The following is a 16,444-nucleotide window of genomic DNA, read 5'->3' as shown; positions in this document are numbered from 1 at the left end:
TCAGAACTGCTGTGCGCGCAGCGATTCGAATTCCGCGCGGCACACGTCGCCGAACTTGCCGAGAATGTCGATCGAGCCATCCGCGAGCATCTCGCGAATCTCGATGAAGGACTTGTCTGGCGCGAGATAAGTGTCCACGATCTTGCGTCCGATCACGTCGGCTTCGTCCGCGACTTCGAGCGACGACTGGACGCGCATGCGGCTGATCTTCGCGTAGAGGTTGCCGAGCCCGGCGAGATCGGGCTGGTTGTGTTGCAGCGCGTCGACATAGCACTTCGTCGCTTCCTCGATGAACGCCTTGTACAGATCCTGCCGCCAGGTGAGGTCATGCGCTAGCCACTCCGCGCGAACCTGGGTGCGTTGGGTCAACCACGAGGCAAGAACCGAAGTCATGCCGCCGATGGCGGCGCCGACTAGTGCAGCCAGGGCAGAGATAACCGATGCATTCATAGACTATCCTCACGTTGTCATTCAGCTATCCATATTAACTCGGAGCGCGCAATTCTGGATTTGGAGGTTCGGGATCAGGGTGCAGGGGAGGCGGAAGCGGAAGTGATGTCTGAGGCTGCGCTAACGAAGGTCAGCATGCGTGGGCGGATGCCTCTTTGGGCTGGGTTAGTGGCGATCACCCACTGCACTGGTACTGCTGGTCTGTGTATCGGCTTTGGTCACACGGGCTTACATAACGGAGGTAGCGTCCGCGGATTCGCAGCCGTTGGATGCGAGTCGCCGCGTGAATGGCCGTTTGACTTTGCAACCGGCTGCAGCAATGCCGGGCCTCTCAGCGCTGAGCGATGACCACGTGCGCTTGGATCTTTCCGTCGACCGGTCCCGTGCCGAATCGCCCGGCGATCGCAGTGGCGCACGCGGAGGTAGCGTCGTCCGCACCGCCGCCAGAACGGGCCTCGATCTCACTGCGCAAGGGCGTTCCCTGGCAAAGGCCGACGGCTGGCACGCGAGCCGATGTCGCGCGGCTACGCGCCGCAATCGTTTCGAAGTGGGGCGCCGCGCTGAAGCCCGCATCCGCGAGGTCGCGTGAGATCAGTTTCGTGTCGAAATAGCCGTGCGGCGTGCGCCTCATGAAAAGTGGAGGATCCGCGGGGAAGAGACCGGCAAGCGTTGCCGTGACGGTATTGGCAAAGTCGTTTTCCTCGATGCGATCCCAGACGTTGAACAACAGCACGCCACCGTTCCGAAGTACGCGCCGAGCTTCGGAAAACGCACGCGCTTTGTCCGGAAAGAACATGACCCCGAACTGGCAGACGACGACGTCGAAACTCGCGTCGTCGAACGGCAGCCGGGTCGCGTCTGCTTGTTGCCACTTGATCGGCCTTGGGGTGCCGATGGCCGCCGCACGATCCAGCATCGGCTGATTCAGGTCGGTCGCAACCAGCTCGACATTCAGGGGTAGTGCATGCGCCATCGCGCGGGTCACTGCGCCAGTGCCGGCGGCGGTCTCAAGCACGCGTGACGGATGACGCCCGGCCACCCTGTTCGCGAGATCTGCGGCGTAAGGTTCGAAGAGCAGCGGAACAAGGTGGCTCTCATAGAGCTCGGGGATCGAGCCCGTGAAGCGAGTATCGGTACCGAAGCTGTCCATACGCCTCCCTACTGCTATTGCGGTAATGGTAGGCGCAGCCGGACATATTGAACAGTCGTGATGCATCGCCTTCGCATCGCTCGCCTGTGCGGCCAGGATGCTTGCTGCGTTCTAAGACTGCTCCATGACTGACAACGCGACCTCCTTTTGCGATTCCAGTACCCTCAATCGGCCGAGGAGTGCCTCGCGTACCGAGTGGTAAGCGGACTGGCCCAAAGCCAGGCGCAACGGCGGATTCGGGCTGTCAATCGCGACGATCATCGCGTCCACCGTCTTCCCAGCGTCTCCGTAGCTGGCGAAGTTCCCCGACGCAATCGCATTCCGAATCTCGCCGGCGGGCGTAGGGTCATAGCAACTCATCGGCGTCGCGCGATCGAGACCGGCGCCGAAATTTGTCCGCGTCGGACCGGGTTCCACGATCAGAAAATCGATGCCGAAAGATGCGACTTCTTTTGCAACCGCTTCGACAAAGCCCTCGATCCCCCATTTGGTCGCGTGATAAAGGCTGAAACTCGGATACGCAATTTGACCTCCTTCCGACGACACTTGAACAATGCGGCCACCGCCCTGATTCCGCAGGGACGGAAGGGCTGCACGAATCACCTGAATCGAGCCGGTCAGATTGGTCGCGATTTGACGGTCGATCTGCGCGTCGGTCAGTTCCTCCGCGGCACCGAATAGCCCGTAAGCCGCATTGCTGACAACGACATCGAGCCGTCCCATGACTTCGAACGCCTCGGCGACCGTGGCCCTGACCGCGTTCACGTTGGTCACGTCGCACTCCACCACATGCAAACGCTCGCGATGCCGCGCCTGCAAATCGTCCGGCGCCCCTTCTTTGCGTATTGTCGCGACGACTCGGTCACCGCGCGCCAGCAGCCGCTCGGCGAGTTCGCGCCCAAGCCCGCTCGATGCGCCGGTAATCAACCAGTTCTTTGTCATGCTCAGCTCCTGTTGAGTTCTTGCCATTCATACTAGAGCGGTATGATTGTGATGAGAACCACCTTCAATTTGCATGATGAGGTGAGGAATTTTCACCAATGAACAAGCCAACTCTGGCCGACCTCCAGGCGTTCATGGAAGTCGCCGCAAGGCGCAGTTTCCGGCAGGCCGCCGACCAGCTGGGTGTGTCCCGCTCGGCTCTGAGCCACGCCATGCGCGGATTGGAAAACGACCTGGGCGTGCGTCTTCTGCATCGGACCACGCGCAGCGTCTCGTTGACCGACGCGGGCGAGCGTTTCCTGAAACGTCTCAATCCGGTGCTGGGCGATCTCGAGGAAGTGCTGGAGGACGTCGCGCGCACCGATGGACAAGTGAGCGGAACGCTCAGAATCAACGGCAGTGAAGGGGCGATCAGGTTACTGTTGCAGGCAGTCGTGCCGCGCTTTCTTGCGCTCTATCCGGCGATGGAACTCGACCTCGTCGCCGACGGACGTCTAGTCGACATCGTTGAAGGCGGATTCGATGCAGGCGTCCGGCTTGGCGAGGCGCTGCACAAGGACATGATTGCAGTGCGATTCGGCGACGACATGCGCTTTCTGACGGTCGCGTCGCCGGGCTACCTTCGCCAACAAGGAAAGCCGGTCACGCCAGACGATCTTCTTCAGCACCGGTGCATCCGGCAGCGTTTGCCGAGCGGCAAACGGTATCGTTGGGAGTTCTCGCGGCACGGACAGGAATTCACGATCGACCCGCCCGGTGCGCTGACACTGGATAGCAATGCGTTGATGATCGAGGCTGCGATCGACGGGCTCGGGATCGCCTACGTGCCCGAGATGTACGCACGCGCTGCGCTTGCCCGCAAGCGCCTCGTTACCGTGCTGGACGAGTGGTGTCCGCTCGTACCCGGTCTGTTCCTGTACTTTCCTGGCAATCGCCATATTCCCGCAGGGCTGCGGGCATTGATCGCTTTGTTGAAGGAGTCGACGGGAGGCACTTCCAGGGAGAAGCCTGCAATCGGATTACGCTAACGAATCGGCTAATCAACTCGATCGGGAGATCACATGAAAGCGCGAAATCTGACAGCGTAAGTGCAGACCAAAGGAAGCTGGGATAATGAAGGCCTCACGGCGCAACTTTCGGGGCTAGTCTCCAAGGTGTCGGCGGCGAACCGGAGGTGAGTCATGCCCGAAGAAGTCCAATACAGTCACTCAGCCGACATCCCCGGTTTGATCCTCAGCACGGCTCGGTTCGCCGAGTTTCGCTTTGAGCCGCACTATCATCTCGACAGCCATATCGCACTCATTGCCAGCGGCGTGCAGCGTCAATCGTTCCGTGGGGAATCGCTGTTGCTCACGCGTGGCACCATTCAGCTCATGCCTCCGGGCGAGGTTCACGACGGAGTGGCCGATGCGGACGAGTCGTACACGCTTCAGACATTTCGACTATCGCCTGCACTGCTGAATGGCTTCGGCGAGGAAATCACGGGCAAGCACTATTTCCCCTCGCAGGCCGCAGTGGTGCTGCAAGATAGCCGCCTCGCAGACCAGTTGCTCAAGATGCATTCAACCCTTCGGCACGGGATAAACGATCCGATCATGAACGAGACCTACGTTCTGGAATTGCTGGAGTCGCTGTTCGCCCGTTTGAAGCAACCGTCCCCCCAAACTATCGCCGGTGCTCTGTCGTCTGAACAACTGCGACTTGTTCGGGAATTTGTCGAGGCGCATCTTGCCGACAAAATCGTTCTGGAAGATCTGTCTCTTCTTGTTGGCCTCGCTCGATTCCGGTTCTTGAAACTGTTTAAACGCACTGTCGGCATGACGCCCCACGCCTGGTTACTGCGCATGCGGCTGGAAAAGGCGATGGCGTTGATCAACGCGAATAGGAACATGCCAATCACCGAAATCGCGCACGCCGTTGGTTTCTTTGATCAAAGCCATTTCACGCGGGCGTTTCGCGAGGCGTACGGCGTGACTCCCGCTCGCTTCTGACGGCGGGGCAGCAATTTTTTACAAGGCGTTTTGCTGACGGATCGGTAGTCTTCGGTTTTTGGCCTCGCGCCCATCCTGGGCGGCCTCCATCCAAGGCAGAAACACCGAATGACTACTTTCAGCTTTCTTGACGACTACAGCGAAGGCGCACATCCCGACATTCTCCGTGCCCTGACTGACTCCAACTACATCCAACAGGCACCTTACGGGGAAGACTCGTACTCTGCCGAGGCGACGACCCGGATCAGGGCTCGCCTGGGGGACACGTTCGACGGAGCGATCCACTACGTCGCGAGCGGCACCATGGCCAACATCGTTTCGATATCCAGTTGCCTGCGTCCGCACGAAGCCGTCATTGCAGTGAGCTCGGGACATATCGTAGTCAGGGAGGCCGGTGCCATTGAGGCAACTGGCCACAAGCTCATCGTCGTTCCCGCTGTAGACGGGAAGCTCACGCCCGCCAATATCGAGGCCGCGCTTGCCAGCAATGCTCATTTTCCGCACATGGCAAAGCCTCGACTTATCTATCTGTCGAATGCAACCGAAACAGGCACCGTCTACTCCCTCGAGGAACTGCGGCAGATCTCGGCGCTAGCAAAGCAGCGAGGCCTCGTTCTATTTCTCGATGGCGCGCGCTTGGGCGCGGCGTTGGCGTCAAGCAAGAGCGACGCGACATTGGCCGATATTGCTTCGCTCGTCGACATTTTCTGGATCGGTGGAACCAAGGTAGGGGCGCTTTTGGGTGAAGCCATTGTTGTTTGCAATCCGGCGTTGACGGAGGATTTTGCTTTCCACCTCAAGCAGCGCGGCGGCATGTTAGCCAAAGGGCGGCTATTAGGTATCCAGTTTCAGGAGTTATTTGGCGTCAAGAATCTCTTCTTCGAAAATGCAAAACACGCCAATGCCATGGCGGCCAAGCTCGCCTCCGGGATCGCGTCCGGCGGTTACGCGCTCGAGGCGGAAACGGCTACGAATCAAGTGTTTGCAATCTTGCCCGATTCTGTCATTTCGGCTTTGACGCAGCACTTTGCTTTCTACGTTTGGAGAAAGTCGGATAACGATCATTCGGTGATTCGCCTGGTAACGTCCTGGGCCACGCAAGAACACCAGATCGACGCCTTTTTGGCTCGGCTCGCCCAGCATTGAAGGCACACTCAGCCTGCGTCACTCAGTGAGGTGGGTATCTACCCGAGCGATGGGTTTCATCTAGAAATATAGGCTATTCAGATTGGAGGTCAGAGCCTATCGTGCGGGTTTCCGGCATACGCATCGTCTGCCACTTCGGAGATATCGCATGAAACTGCTACACGTAGACTCCAGCATCCTCGGGCAAGGCTCGGTCAGTCGTGATCTGTCGGCGGAGGTTGCCGCAACTTTCCGGGCCCGCCATGCCGACCTTGCTGTCACTCATCTCGACCTGGCCGTCACACCGATCGGCCATCTGACGGCCGCACACCTCGCGGCCGCGCAAGGCGCCCCGGTCGACGACGCATTGAAGTCCGACGTCGCCGCGGGCCAGCTCGCGCTCGAGGAGTTCCTGGCCGCCGACATCGTGGTCATCGGCGCACCGATGTACAACCTTGGCGTGCCTTCTCAACTGAAGGCCTGGATCGACCGCATCTCTGTCGCCGGGAAGACGTTCAGCTACGGGGAGCACGGCCCGGTCGGACTATGCGGCGGCAAGAAGCTGATCATCGCCTCGTCGCGCGGCGGCGTTTATAGCGAAGGCTCGCCTGCAGCCTTCTTCGATCACCAGGAAACCTATCTGAAGGCGGCCTTCGGTTTTCTGGGCATCACGGATATCACTTTCATTCGCGCGGAGGGCGTGGCGATGGGTGAGGAGGCACGCAATGGGGCCATTGCCTCGGCGAAGAAAGATACCGCCGCACTCGCTGCATGACGTAGCACCGCCATGTCCGTTCCACACTTGCCTACCTGCTTCCTGGGTCACGGTGCAGGTTCGTGGTCGTACATGGCGGACGCGTTGCGCCAGCAGTTTGCGATGCTCAGCAAGCGTTGATCGAAACCGGAAGGGAACCGGTCATGCCGATGCCTTCTGGTGGTATCGGCATGGCCGGCATCCGCTTGCAGTTGTCTGACCAAGGCAAAGGAGTCTCTGCATGACCCATTCCATCCACGGCAATAAACGCTGGCTAGCGCTGATCGTTCTGTGCCTCGGCGTGCTCATGATCGTGCTCGATACGACGATCGTGAACGTTGCATTGCCGTCGATCGCCGCGGACCTCGGCTTTACCGAAACCTCGCTGGTGTGGGTGGTCAACGCGTACATGCTGACCTTCGGCGGCTGCCTGCTGCTTGGCGGGCGGCTGGGCGATCTTTACGGCCACCGCAAGCTGTTCCTCGGCGGCATTACGCTGTTCACGCTGGCGTCGCTCGCATGCGGCATGGCTAATTCGCAACTCCTGCTGGTATGCGCGCGTGCCGTGCAGGGGTTGGGCGGCGCGGTCGTCTCCGCTGTTTCGCTGTCGCTCATCATGAACCTGTTCACTGAACCCGGCGAGCGTGCTAAAGCGATGGGCGTGTATTGCTTTGTTTGCGCGGGAGGCGGCAGCATCGGCGTACTGCTCGGCGGTCTGTTGACCAACCTGCTGAGCTGGCACTGGATCTTTCTCGTCAACTTGCCCATTGGCATCGCCGTCTATTCGCTGTGCGTCGCGCTCTTGCCCGCGGCACGCGGTCATGCGCATGGCGAACGGCTAGACGTGGCCGGCGCGGTGACGGTAACTGCTTCGCTGATGCTCGCCGTGTACGCAGTCGTGAACGGTAATGAAGCGGGTTGGACCTCGGCGCAGACGCTGGGCCTGCTGTTTGCCGCGCTGGCGCTGTTTGCCGTGTTTCTCGTTATCGAGGCGCGCGTGCAGCATCCGTTGATGCCGCTCGGCCTGTTCCGGTTGCGCAATCTCGCGACTGCCAATGTGGTCGGCGTACTCTGGGCGGCAGCGATGTTCGCGTGGTTCTTCATCTCCGCGTTGTATCTGCAGCGCGTGCTTGGCTACCGGCCCATGCAGGTCGGGCTCGCGTTTTTGCCGGCCAGTCTGATCATGGCGTTCTTTTCGCTGGGGCTGTCGGCGCGCGTGGTGATGCGCTTCGGTCTGCGCCTTCCGCTTGCCGTTGGGCTGCTCGTCGCGGCGTGTGGCCTCGCGCTGTTCGCACGGGCACCGATGACCGGCAGCTTCGTGCTCGACGTGTTGCCCGGCATGATCCTGTTCGGCTTCGGTGCGGGCATCGCATTCAATGCCGTGCTGCTGGCGGCCATGAGCGACGTCGATCCGAGCGATTCGGGCCTCGCGTCCGGTATCGTCAATACATCGTTGATGATGGGGGGCGCACTCGGCCTCGCGGTGCTCGCAAGTCTCGCCGCCGCGCGCAGTGACGCGATGCAGGCTTCCGAAAGCGCCACTGCGGCGCTCAACAGCGGCTATCACGTGGCGTTTCTGGTCGGTGCGATCTTCGCGGCGGCGGCGGGTGTGCTGGGCGGTTTGTTGTTGCGTCCTGGGCGGCCGAGCGGCGCCGGCGCGCGACCGGTTGCTGACAGTCACGGCGTAACGACAGCGGGCCCCGCACCCACAACCGGCAACGCGGCAGCGACAGAGCACTACTGATCGAACACGAGCCGTGTCGGCAGTCGATCACGCCGGATCGCGGAACCGCAGGCGCGATCGAAGGCGCCGGATCGCGGCTGGCGATGCATGGCTTCATGCGGGCGTCACTACCCGGACGTCTATATCGCTAGTCCCAAACCGTTTGTCTGAAGCAAGTCGACTGATGAGATACTGGTCAGCCTCGAACGGTTTTGTGTGCGGGTCCGGAATGCTACGATCACAGGCGGTCCGAACGCGTCGCACCTGTTCATCGATCTCATCGATGCCGCGCGTTGAACGCACGGACTTGCTCGAATAATTGGCAATCGTGCCGACCGATTCGCTCTAGCCGCAGACCGATGAAAGTATCGAGAGGTTCCGGAATCATTCTTCGATAGGCTGCCCTTGCAGCCAAGGATGCCGATCAATGATCATGGCCGAATTCAATCAGCCGCCTGCCTCGTCGCCAGCGCCGGCCGTCGTCGACCCGTTGCAGGATCCGGCCCTGCTGCGCCGCCTGCTACGCGCCAAAGACCGAATGGATGCCGCCTCGCACGAGGCCTGGCCCGTCGAACGCCTGGCCGCGGTCAGTGGCGTCTCCGAGGCCCATTTCGCTCGCTCCTTCAAGCGGGCCTTCGGCATCCCGCCGCATCGCTACCTGCTGACACGGCGCATCGAGCAGGCCAATACCCTGCTGCGCGACACTAGGCTCAGCGTCACGGAAATAGCGTTCGCCACCGGTTGGGAGAGCCTGGGTACCTTTGGCCGCATCTTCCGCGACATCACTGGACGAAGCCCCAGTGCCATGCGCCGTGAGGCGCAGGCCGCCATGCAGCAGCTCGACCGCGTGCCCGCCTGCGTTCTGAAGGCCGCGCAGCGTCCCGATCTCACCATCGCAGTTTTGGAGAAGCGCCGCCGTGTGGCCAAAGGTACATTCCGGCCATCAACCAAGGAGGTGTCATGAACCAGGGTATTAGTGTGGTCGGCTTGTACGTCGACGATCAGGACGAAGCGCTCAAGTTCTACGTCGACAAACTCGGATTCCGCGTTCATACGGACGTGGTCAACGGTCCCTACCGGTGGCTCACAGTCCAGCATCCGGACCAACCCTCGTTCCAGCTCGGACTGTTCAAACCCGGTCCGCCCATTCACGACGATGCCACCGCGCAGACCCTGCGCGCGATGGTCGCGAAGGGGGCCATGCCGCCGCTCGTCCTCGTGGTGTCCGATTGCCGCGCCAGCTACGCCCGGCTAAAGGCAAGTGGCGTGGAATTCACCCAGGAGCCGGTCGATCGCTTCGGCAGCGTCGACGCCGGTTTCCGCGACCCCGCCGGCAACGGCTGGAAGATGATTCAGGAGCCGCGAAGCACGACGTGAGTAGTCACTCAAACGTCGTACGGCGCGGATAGCGGTCATCCGCCTTATTGGTCAACTGCACTGGTTTCCCGGTGAGCGGTTGGAGTGATATTGCGCTCCGCCTCGATATTTTCGAGGGCTTTTTGCGCCGCCAGTACGGCGTTGTACACGGAGAGGCAGCGTGCGTATAGCCGCTCGCCCGCGGGCGTGACATCCACGCGCCGGCTCGTTCTCGTGAGAAGTGATGCTCGAAGCCCTGTTCCAGGTCGATGACGGCACGACTCAACGTCGACTTGCTTACGCGGACTTCCTTCGCGGCTACGCTGAAGCTTCTGTGCTTGACTACGCAGGCGAAGTACACAAGGTGGTTTGCCTTGATCATGGTCGAGTGACTGACTGTCTGTCGTGTGGCGGTATGTCGGTTAGGCACTGACTCGGGGCTCATGCACCGCCGTCGAGCGGGATTGCCGGCGCGAGCCGCATCTTGCCAATGATGCGAAGTAGGCTCGCGCCCGGCGTGATTGGTAACGCGCACTCCCTCAGGGTTCGACGGCTTCGGCTAGCGCCGGATAGTCGATATAGCCGCGCCCGTCGCCGCCGAAGAAGGCATTGGGGTTCGCAGCGTTCATCGGTGCGCCGGTTTTCAGGCGCGCGACGAAATCCGGGTTGGCCAGCACCATCTGGCCATAGGCTTCCAGCTCGGCGAGCCCCGAGGCTACATCGGCTCCAAGCTCGTCACGGGGGCGGCCCGGCCGGTTCAGGATCAAGACGCCCGTCCAAAGCTTGCGAATGTCAGCGACCAGCGGCTCATTGCCCTGATGCGTGATGTGCAGGTACGCCAGACCGAGCTTGTCCAGTTCAGCCACCAGATAGTGGTAGAGCGCCGGTCCTTCGGCGCCTTCGTCGATGCCCCACCGCGTCATGCCGGGTGACAGGCGAATGGCCGTCCTGTCAGTTCCGATTTCGTCGGCGATAGCAGTGGCTACCTCGATGGCAAAGCGGGCGCGGTTTTGGATCGAGCCGCCATATTCGTCGGTGCGGGCATTGGCGCTTGGCGCGAGGAACTGATGGACCAGGTAGGCATTCGCACCATGGATCTCGACGCCATCGGCGCCTGCCTCGATCGCGCGGCGTGCCGCGAAGCGGAAGTCGGCCACGGTCTGGCGCACCTCCTCGGTCGTCAGCGCACGCGGTACCGGAATATCCTGCATCCCCTTGGCCGTGAACATCGGCGTAGCGGGCGCGATGGCCGAAGGCGCGACGCCTTGGCGATGATGCGGCGTGTTCTCCGGGTGCGACATGCGCCCCGCGTGCATGAGCTGGATGAATAGACGGCCACCGCGATCATGCACGGCAGAGATGATCCTCTTCCATCCGGCGACATGCGCGTCGGAATAGATGCCCGGCGTGGCGAGATAACCCTGCCCATCGTCCGAGGGCTGAGTCCCCTCAGTCACGATCAGGCCGACGCTCGCGCGCTGCGCATAGTACTCGGCGGCCAACTCTCCCGGCGTGCCGTCGAACCCGGCGCGGCTGCGGGTCATCGGCGCCATGACCAGACGGTTCTTCAGTTCCAGCCTGCCGAGGCGAATGGGCGCAAGCAGTCGTTCAAGTGCGTTCGTAGTCACGATCAACTTCCTTTTCAAAGACGTGAGCGCTACTGTACAAAGCAGGAGATTGTTGAAAAAGTGGGTAAATCCGATAACTTTATCTACGTGGATAGATAATCGACATGGACCAACTGCTTGCCATTCGCGTGTTCGCCCGTGTTGTTGAAGCGGGCGCATTCACCCGTGCCGCCGACTCGTTCGAGATGCCGCTCGCCACGGTGAGCAAACTCGTGCGTTCACTGGAGCAGCATCTCGGCGTCAAACTGCTTCAACGAACGACGCGACGCGTCACCGTCACGGCCGAGGGTGCCGCGTACTACGAGCGCACCTCGCGCGTGTTGAAGGAACTCGAGGACATCGACTCGGGTTTCGCGAGCGCACATCAGCGTCCGCGCGGACGGTTGCGCATCGACATCGGCTCGGCGAACGCAAGCGGCGTGTTGATCCCGGCACTGCCCGACTTTATTGCGCGATATCCCGACATTCGTGTCGATCTCGGCGTGAGCGACCGGCAGATCGATCTCATTGGCGAGAACGTAGATTGTGTCGTCCGCGGTGGCAGCGTAGACGAGCCCTCGCTAGTCGCACGTCCGCTTGGCCGTGCATCGTGGGTGACATGCGCGACGCCCGATTATCTGAAGGAGCACGGCAGGCCGATGCATCCCGACCAGCTGAAAAGCGGCCATCGGATCGTGAGCTACGTTTCTGCACGGACGGGACGCGTGTTGCCGATGCGTTTTCAGAAGGGCAGCGAGCGAATCGAAATCGGCAGCTTACAAGGCATGGGGGTGAACGAGAGCAACGCCCATGTCGCGGCTGCGCTGGCCGGTCTCGGCGTGATTCAAACCTTCTCGTTTGCCGCGAGGGACGCGATCGCGCGTGGCGAACTCCTGCCTGTTCTGTCGACGTGGCAACCGGATCCATACCCTTTCTTCCTCGTGTATCCGCCAGACAGGCATATGAGCCAGCGGTTGCGCGTCTTTATCGAATGGGCGACGGAGCGGTTTGCACACAAGTTCGATCGGGCAACGTAGCCGTCGTTGCGAACGCGGCCGGCCAGGTGTGGGCTAAGCGAACTTCTGTGCTAATCGGCCGGCATGAACTCGCTTGACAATGGTCTTATATGCCCATAATATTTTCTCCAAGATCTTAACGTTTGATCCAACATGACTGCGTCTCGGCCGGCAATCAATCCTGGTGTATGTAACAACACCGCTCTGCGTAAAGCCGCGCGGCGCTTGACCCGCTTCTATGATGCCTGCATGGTGGAAACCGGTTTGCGGGCCACGCAGTACACGATCTTGAGTCTCCTTGCCAGCCGCGGGCCGACGACAATGGCCGCGCTTGCCGACGTGTTGTCGATGGATCGGGCAACGATGGGACACAACGTTCGCCCGCTCGAGCGCGACGGGCTGATCACGATTCAGGTCGGGCGCGAAGATCGCCGGGAGCGAGAACTAGCGTTGTCTACCTTGGGCGCCAAGATAGAGGCGCAAAGCAAACCATCGTGGCAGAAGGCGCAAGCACGCTTCGAAAAGGAATTTGGAACGGAGGACGCGTTGGCGATGCGGCGATTCATGGCTCGAATCGTGCAACTGGACCTGACCATGGATCAAGAGACTTTCTGAGGTCAAGGGCGCCACATCTGCATTGAGATCCCCGCGACATGCGGCGAGAGTATCCCGTTCTCTCGCCGCAAAAAAATTCCATATACGGGCATATGAGACTATATATCGTGGATATTCGATCGTTGGGTGTGCGCCGCAACCTCCTCTTTGCACTTTCCTTTTCATTGATGACTGCCGTGACTTCCGCGCACGCTGCCGAAGTTACCGCAAGCGATACGCAGGAGATTCATGACTTGTTCCTGCGTCAGGCCGCCGCCGAAACGGCCCATGACATCGACGCGCTCGACGGCACGCTGGCGCATGCCGTTCCAGGTCAGCCAGACCCTGTCTCGTTCGTGGCTCGCGCGTACCGGTTCTGGGGCAGGGATGCCGTCATGGAGCACTTCCGCAAGGCTTTCACGGGTACGTGGCGCGTTGAACCGGATCAGAGCGCCATAAGCATCATTCCGTTGAACGGCGACACGGTGCAGATCTATGCACCGACTCGCGTCACACTCGGAGCAGCCGGCCAACCCGCCAGAACGGCGACATTTCTGATCAACGAGTTTGCGATCCGGACGCCATCCGGTTGGAAGATCTCGGCGGTAATTCCCGTTCCTGCCGAGTGAATGGGAGATGCACATGCGCATACAGAAAACACTCGTTTCATTCTTCGCGGTTGTGATCCTTGCGGCCGCCAATGCGACTGCATACGCCGCCGCCACGCATCGTTTCACGGAGAAAGACAGGCAAGAGGTCAAAGACGTCTTTCTCCGGCAGGCAGCGGCCGCTACGGCGCATGACATTGTCGCGTTCGAGCGCGTACTGGCATCCGCGCCAGCTGGCCAACCCGACCCGATCGCATTCGTGGCTCGCGCCTACCAGTTCTGGGGGAAGCCCGCGCTCATCGAGCATTTCAAGGAAACCTTCAAAGGGGTGTGGAAGTTCGAGCCGAACGTCGAGAGCATCAAAATTGTTCCCCTGACCGCAGACGTTGCCCAGTTGTACGCCCCTACGCAGATTACCCTTGGCGCTTCGGAAGCGTCAGCGAGGAGCGCTCCGTTCCTCGTCTATGAAGTCGCTGTCCGAACCCCGGAAGGGTGGCGGATTGCGTCGATCGTGCCTGTGCCGGCGCCTGCGCAGTAGATCCGATTTTCTCTGTCAACGAGAGCAGAGAGACGGAAGCCGTCGTCTGCTCTCGGAATAGAGGACCGCAGATCTTCCGTTATGAAGATGTCGCCGGCGCGGTCTGCGGGGCTGACGAAGTCCTGATACGCGTCGATGCGATCTCAATCGAGGGCGGCGATCCCGTCAATCGCAAAATCGGCCCGCTTGCCCGCGTACGGATCTTTTGACGATTCGGCCATCAAGGCGTCGCTCGACGATGTGTCGCGAAAGGCGCTGTTCGGCATTGCGGCAATGGTGGTTGACCGCAGCGGCCCGCTGTTCCATCACGCCGCCGGCGAGGCAGGCCAGCACACGATGTTCCGCAACGCCTCGAATCCATCGCGGCTTGGAATCAGCGGAACGAATTAGAACTGACAGGCTTCGATGAGAACCATTATCTGGACGGCCGCGTTCCTCGCGCACGATGCAATTTCTTCCTCGCTTGCGCTCTTCACGCCAAACAGCGCCTCGTCGAAAAGCGTGGCCTTAAGGAGTGCCGCGAAGGTTGCCGCGGCACCATACTTGTCTTTGACTTTCCAGCCTGTGACAGGTAGCCATCGGTCAAGATAGCTCGCGAATAGCGCGTCGCGTGCACCCGCAACCTGTTCGCGATAGCGGCGCGCGAGTTCGGGGAAGCGAGGGGCATCGCGGGTCACGACGCGATACAGCGCCAACTGTTCTTCCGAAAGCGCGTGCCGAAGATATTCGCCCCCCGCGATCGGCAACGCGACGGGCGGCGGTTCGCTAAACCAATCAGGCTCGCGAAGCTCTGCGACTCCCTCTGCCGAACCGGACTGCGTGCCGGTCGTCGAGCAGGCCGCTTCCATCACCGCACTGAACAGATCGTCCTTGCTCTCGAAGTGCCGGTAGAGCGTCTTGATCGATACGCCGGCTTCCTCGGCGATCCGGTTCACCGAGCTTTCCGCATAGCCATTCTCAAGGAACGCCCGCAGCGCGGCGTCGACGATCATCGTGCGCTTGCGCGACATCAGCGCGGCTTTCGGATTGTCATCCGACCAGGTCTTGACCATAACGTGTCCCTCTTTTATCTGCTTGACGCATCATACGACAGCGATCACTATACAACAAACGACAGCGATGACTGTCGTTAGACAGCCGAGCCACCCCTTATGCTTTGCGACGGAAGGGCTTGGTCTTCATACAATTTTTCCCCTGAAGGACATTCGGATGAACAACGCCCTTTCACAGCCGCTCCGGTTACCCAGCGGCGCGATCCTGACAAACCGCCTGGCCAAAGCGGCCATGAGCGAAGGCATGGCCGATACCAACAATCATTCGACGCCGCGTCTCGAGGCGCTGTACCGGCGCTGGGCGCATTCCGGCGCAGGCCTTCTGCTTTCCGGCAATATCCAGGTCGATCGGTGGCACCTCGAGCGCCCGGGCAACATCGTCATCCATGACGATAGCGGACAGGAGCAACTGGCGCGGCTCGCGGCGGCAGGAACATCGGAAGGTGCGCATTTCTGGGCTCAACTCAGTCATACCGGACGACAGGTGCAAGACGCGATCAATACGTCGCCACTGGCGCCTTCCTCGGTGGATATCGATGTGATACGGGGCGCCGGCTTTTCGTTTGCCACGCCGCGTGAGATGACCGAAGAGCAGATCCAGCAGGCCATCGGGCAATTCGCCTTCGCGGCGGGGAAAGTCCGCGAGGCCGGTTTCACGGGTGTCTCGCTGCATGGGGCACACGGCTATCTGATTTCGCAATTCCTGAGCCCGCTCGCCAACAAACGCACCGACCGTTGGGGCGGTTCGCTAGAAAACCGTTCGCGTTTCCTGCTCGAAGTGTTGGCGGCGGTCCGCTCCGCCGTTGGACCCGACTTTCCCGTTGCGATCAAGCTCAATTCGTCGGACTTTCAAAAGGGCGGCTTTACGAATGCCGAATGCATCGAGCTGGTGAAGAAGCTCAACGATTCGACACTTGATCTGCTTGAACTTTCGGGCGGCTCGCTCGAGCAGCCGAAGATCGCCGGCCTCACATTGAAGGACGAAGGAGAAGACGCGCCGCGCGAAAGTACCGTCAAGCGCGAAGCATTTTTCGTGGATTTCGCGGCCTCGGTTCGTGCCGCGGCGACGATGCCCGTGATGGTGGTAGGCGGGTTCCGCACGACGGCCGCCATGGTCGAATCGCTGGAGCGCGGCGAACTGGACGTCATCGGACTCGGGCGCCCAATCATCGCCGATCCTGAAGTTCCGAAGCGCATTCTCTCGGGCGAAGTCGATCGTGCGTCCAGTCCCGAAGCCATGCTCCATCCGTTCCATCTTCTTCCATGGAACAACATGCAACTCGAACGTCTGGCGGATGGGCTCGACGCGGATCTGTCGCTAGATGGCGCTGATGCCGTGGCCCAGTTCACCGAGCTCGAGACCCGCAACATGAACGCACTCTTGCAGCAGCGGGCTTAAGCTATGTCCGGACCGCAGCGAATCCAGCGGCGGCCTCCGGTCGTCCTGGCGACTTCAAGTTGCCAGTCCCGTCGAGCGTGTGCCATGGCCCACGCTCGTACCGTCTGCGTTAGTGTCACCCTGATCGGGTACCAGGGTG

At 60.8% G+C, this 16,444-nt stretch carries 19 protein-coding genes; 12 read left to right on the top strand and 7 right to left on the bottom strand.

The genetic code is table 11. From position 1 onward, the window contains the following. The 3 genes from P0D73_RS17985 to P0D73_RS17975 form a co-directional block, all read right to left on the bottom strand. Positions 1–450, bottom strand: coding sequence for a hypothetical protein (locus P0D73_RS17985; RefSeq protein ID WP_408179332.1), 450 nt, complete (start codon positions 448–450; stop codon positions 1–3). 331 nt (positions 451–781) lie between these two features. Further along, the gene (locus P0D73_RS17980) at positions 782–1,600 is read right to left on the bottom strand and encodes a class I SAM-dependent methyltransferase (RefSeq protein ID WP_408179333.1); all 819 of its coding nucleotides are present in this window, start codon (positions 1,598–1,600) and stop codon (positions 782–784) included. Positions 1,601–1,711: 111 nt separating this feature from the next. Next, positions 1,712–2,542 carry an SDR family oxidoreductase gene (locus P0D73_RS17975; protein ID WP_408179334.1) on the bottom strand — a complete coding sequence of 277 codons (831 nt, stop codon included), beginning with the start codon at positions 2,540–2,542 and terminating at the stop codon, positions 1,712–1,714. Between the two features lie 98 nt (positions 2,543–2,640). Between P0D73_RS17975 and P0D73_RS17970 the strand changes: the two genes are divergently transcribed. From P0D73_RS17970 to P0D73_RS17940, 7 genes are all read left to right on the top strand, one after another. After that, positions 2,641–3,570: a LysR family transcriptional regulator gene (locus tag P0D73_RS17970; RefSeq protein ID WP_408179335.1), complete on the top strand. Its 930-nt coding sequence runs from the start codon at positions 2,641–2,643 to the stop codon at positions 3,568–3,570. 153 nt (positions 3,571–3,723) lie between these two features. Next, on the top strand, positions 3,724–4,533 hold the full coding sequence (locus P0D73_RS17965; RefSeq protein WP_408179336.1) for a helix-turn-helix transcriptional regulator: 810 nt from the start codon (positions 3,724–3,726) through the stop codon (positions 4,531–4,533). Positions 4,534–4,641: 108 nt separating this feature from the next. Further along, the gene (locus P0D73_RS17960; protein ID WP_408179337.1) at positions 4,642–5,679 is read left to right on the top strand and encodes a threonine aldolase family protein; all 1,038 of its coding nucleotides are present in this window, start codon (positions 4,642–4,644) and stop codon (positions 5,677–5,679) included. A 148-nt stretch (positions 5,680–5,827) separates the two neighbouring features. Continuing rightward, positions 5,828–6,433 carry an FMN-dependent NADH-azoreductase gene (locus P0D73_RS17955; protein WP_408283203.1) on the top strand — a complete coding sequence of 202 codons (606 nt, stop codon included), beginning with the start codon at positions 5,828–5,830 and terminating at the stop codon, positions 6,431–6,433. A gap of 220 nt (positions 6,434–6,653) precedes the next feature. Then, positions 6,654–8,156: a DHA2 family efflux MFS transporter permease subunit gene (locus P0D73_RS17950; RefSeq protein ID WP_408432359.1), complete on the top strand. Its 1,503-nt coding sequence runs from the start codon at positions 6,654–6,656 to the stop codon at positions 8,154–8,156. A gap of 412 nt (positions 8,157–8,568) precedes the next feature. Then, the gene (locus P0D73_RS17945) at positions 8,569–9,099 is read left to right on the top strand and encodes a helix-turn-helix domain-containing protein (protein WP_408432463.1); all 531 of its coding nucleotides are present in this window, start codon (positions 8,569–8,571) and stop codon (positions 9,097–9,099) included. Next, the gene (locus tag P0D73_RS17940; protein WP_132375882.1) at positions 9,096–9,512 is read left to right on the top strand and encodes a VOC family protein; all 417 of its coding nucleotides are present in this window, start codon (positions 9,096–9,098) and stop codon (positions 9,510–9,512) included. The genes P0D73_RS17945 and P0D73_RS17940 overlap by 4 nt, the downstream gene beginning before the upstream one ends. 4 nt (positions 9,513–9,516) lie before the next feature. Here P0D73_RS17940 and P0D73_RS17935 read toward each other — a convergent pair whose 3' ends face one another. Continuing rightward, positions 9,517–9,873, bottom strand: a complete 357-nt coding sequence (locus tag P0D73_RS17935) for a helix-turn-helix domain-containing protein (RefSeq protein WP_408432357.1) — start codon at positions 9,871–9,873, stop codon at positions 9,517–9,519. A 157-nt stretch (positions 9,874–10,030) separates the two neighbouring features. Further along, on the bottom strand, positions 10,031–11,119 hold the full coding sequence (locus P0D73_RS17930) for an alkene reductase (RefSeq protein ID WP_408432355.1): 1,089 nt from the start codon (positions 11,117–11,119) through the stop codon (positions 10,031–10,033). 104 nt (positions 11,120–11,223) lie between these two features. On the opposite strand from P0D73_RS17930, the gene P0D73_RS17925 reads away from it, so the two are divergent. From P0D73_RS17925 to P0D73_RS17910, 4 genes are all read left to right on the top strand, one after another. After that, positions 11,224–12,135 (top strand): LysR family transcriptional regulator, encoded by a 912-nt coding sequence (locus P0D73_RS17925; RefSeq protein ID WP_408283188.1) that lies wholly within the window; start codon positions 11,224–11,226, stop codon positions 12,133–12,135. A gap of 204 nt (positions 12,136–12,339) precedes the next feature. Next, positions 12,340–12,729 carry a MarR family winged helix-turn-helix transcriptional regulator gene (locus P0D73_RS17920; RefSeq protein ID WP_408179343.1) on the top strand — a complete coding sequence of 130 codons (390 nt, stop codon included), beginning with the start codon at positions 12,340–12,342 and terminating at the stop codon, positions 12,727–12,729. A gap of 107 nt (positions 12,730–12,836) precedes the next feature. Beyond that, positions 12,837–13,337 carry a Cif family virulence factor gene (locus P0D73_RS17915; RefSeq protein WP_408179345.1) on the top strand — a complete coding sequence of 167 codons (501 nt, stop codon included), beginning with the start codon at positions 12,837–12,839 and terminating at the stop codon, positions 13,335–13,337. A gap of 13 nt (positions 13,338–13,350) precedes the next feature. Then, positions 13,351–13,854 carry a YybH family protein gene (locus P0D73_RS17910; RefSeq protein ID WP_408283184.1) on the top strand — a complete coding sequence of 168 codons (504 nt, stop codon included), beginning with the start codon at positions 13,351–13,353 and terminating at the stop codon, positions 13,852–13,854. Positions 13,855–13,997: 143 nt separating this feature from the next. On the opposite strand, the gene P0D73_RS17905 is transcribed toward P0D73_RS17910, so the two are convergent. Both P0D73_RS17905 and P0D73_RS17900 read right to left on the bottom strand, forming a co-directional pair. Continuing rightward, a complete protein-coding gene (locus P0D73_RS17905; protein ID WP_408283182.1) occupies positions 13,998–14,120 on the bottom strand; it encodes a hypothetical protein in 123 nt (40 codons plus the stop codon). 120 nt (positions 14,121–14,240) lie between these two features. Next, positions 14,241–14,846, bottom strand: coding sequence for a TetR/AcrR family transcriptional regulator (locus P0D73_RS17900; RefSeq protein ID WP_408432353.1), 606 nt, complete (start codon positions 14,844–14,846; stop codon positions 14,241–14,243). 217 nt (positions 14,847–15,063) lie between these two features. Between P0D73_RS17900 and P0D73_RS17895 the strand changes: the two genes are divergently transcribed. Next, entirely contained in the window at positions 15,064–16,305 is a 1,242-nt protein-coding gene (locus P0D73_RS17895) for an NADH:flavin oxidoreductase/NADH oxidase family protein (RefSeq protein WP_408432351.1), read from the top strand. Positions 16,306–16,444 lie beyond the last annotated feature (139 nt).

Origin of the sequence: Paraburkholderia sp. RL18-101-BIB-B (genome assembly GCF_046026985.1) — a bacterium.
GTDB lineage: Bacteria > Pseudomonadota > Gammaproteobacteria > Burkholderiales > Burkholderiaceae > Paraburkholderia.
This window is presented reverse-complemented; position numbering and strand designations above follow the sequence as displayed.

Coding starts and splice junctions, on each gene's coding strand:
- P0D73_RS17980 (WP_408179333.1), bottom strand. CDS start 1,600: ATGGACAGCTTCGGTACCGATACTCGCTTCACGGGCTCGATCCCCGAG.
- P0D73_RS17900 (WP_408432353.1), bottom strand. CDS start 14,846: ATGATCGTCGACGCCGCGCTGCGGGCGTTCCTTGAGAATGGCTATGCG.
- P0D73_RS17960 (WP_408179337.1), top strand. CDS start 4,642: ATGACTACTTTCAGCTTTCTTGACGACTACAGCGAAGGCGCACATCCC.
- P0D73_RS17925 (WP_408283188.1), top strand. CDS start 11,224: ATGGACCAACTGCTTGCCATTCGCGTGTTCGCCCGTGTTGTTGAAGCG.
- P0D73_RS17895 (WP_408432351.1), top strand. CDS start 15,064: ATGAACAACGCCCTTTCACAGCCGCTCCGGTTACCCAGCGGCGCGATC.
- P0D73_RS17955 (WP_408283203.1), top strand. CDS start 5,828: ATGAAACTGCTACACGTAGACTCCAGCATCCTCGGGCAAGGCTCGGTC.
- P0D73_RS17905 (WP_408283182.1), bottom strand. CDS start 14,120: ATGCCGAACAGCGCCTTTCGCGACACATCGTCGAGCGACGCCTTGATG.
- P0D73_RS17965 (WP_408179336.1), top strand. CDS start 3,724: ATGCCCGAAGAAGTCCAATACAGTCACTCAGCCGACATCCCCGGTTTG.
- P0D73_RS17985 (WP_408179332.1), bottom strand. CDS start 450: ATGAATGCATCGGTTATCTCTGCCCTGGCTGCACTAGTCGGCGCCGCC.
- P0D73_RS17910 (WP_408283184.1), top strand. CDS start 13,351: ATGCGCATACAGAAAACACTCGTTTCATTCTTCGCGGTTGTGATCCTT.
- P0D73_RS17945 (WP_408432463.1), top strand. CDS start 8,569: ATGGCCGAATTCAATCAGCCGCCTGCCTCGTCGCCAGCGCCGGCCGTC.
- P0D73_RS17935 (WP_408432357.1), bottom strand. CDS start 9,873: ATGATCAAGGCAAACCACCTTGTGTACTTCGCCTGCGTAGTCAAGCAC.
- P0D73_RS17950 (WP_408432359.1), top strand. CDS start 6,654: ATGACCCATTCCATCCACGGCAATAAACGCTGGCTAGCGCTGATCGTT.
- P0D73_RS17975 (WP_408179334.1), bottom strand. CDS start 2,542: ATGACAAAGAACTGGTTGATTACCGGCGCATCGAGCGGGCTTGGGCGC.
- P0D73_RS17970 (WP_408179335.1), top strand. CDS start 2,641: ATGAACAAGCCAACTCTGGCCGACCTCCAGGCGTTCATGGAAGTCGCC.
- P0D73_RS17940 (WP_132375882.1), top strand. CDS start 9,096: ATGAACCAGGGTATTAGTGTGGTCGGCTTGTACGTCGACGATCAGGAC.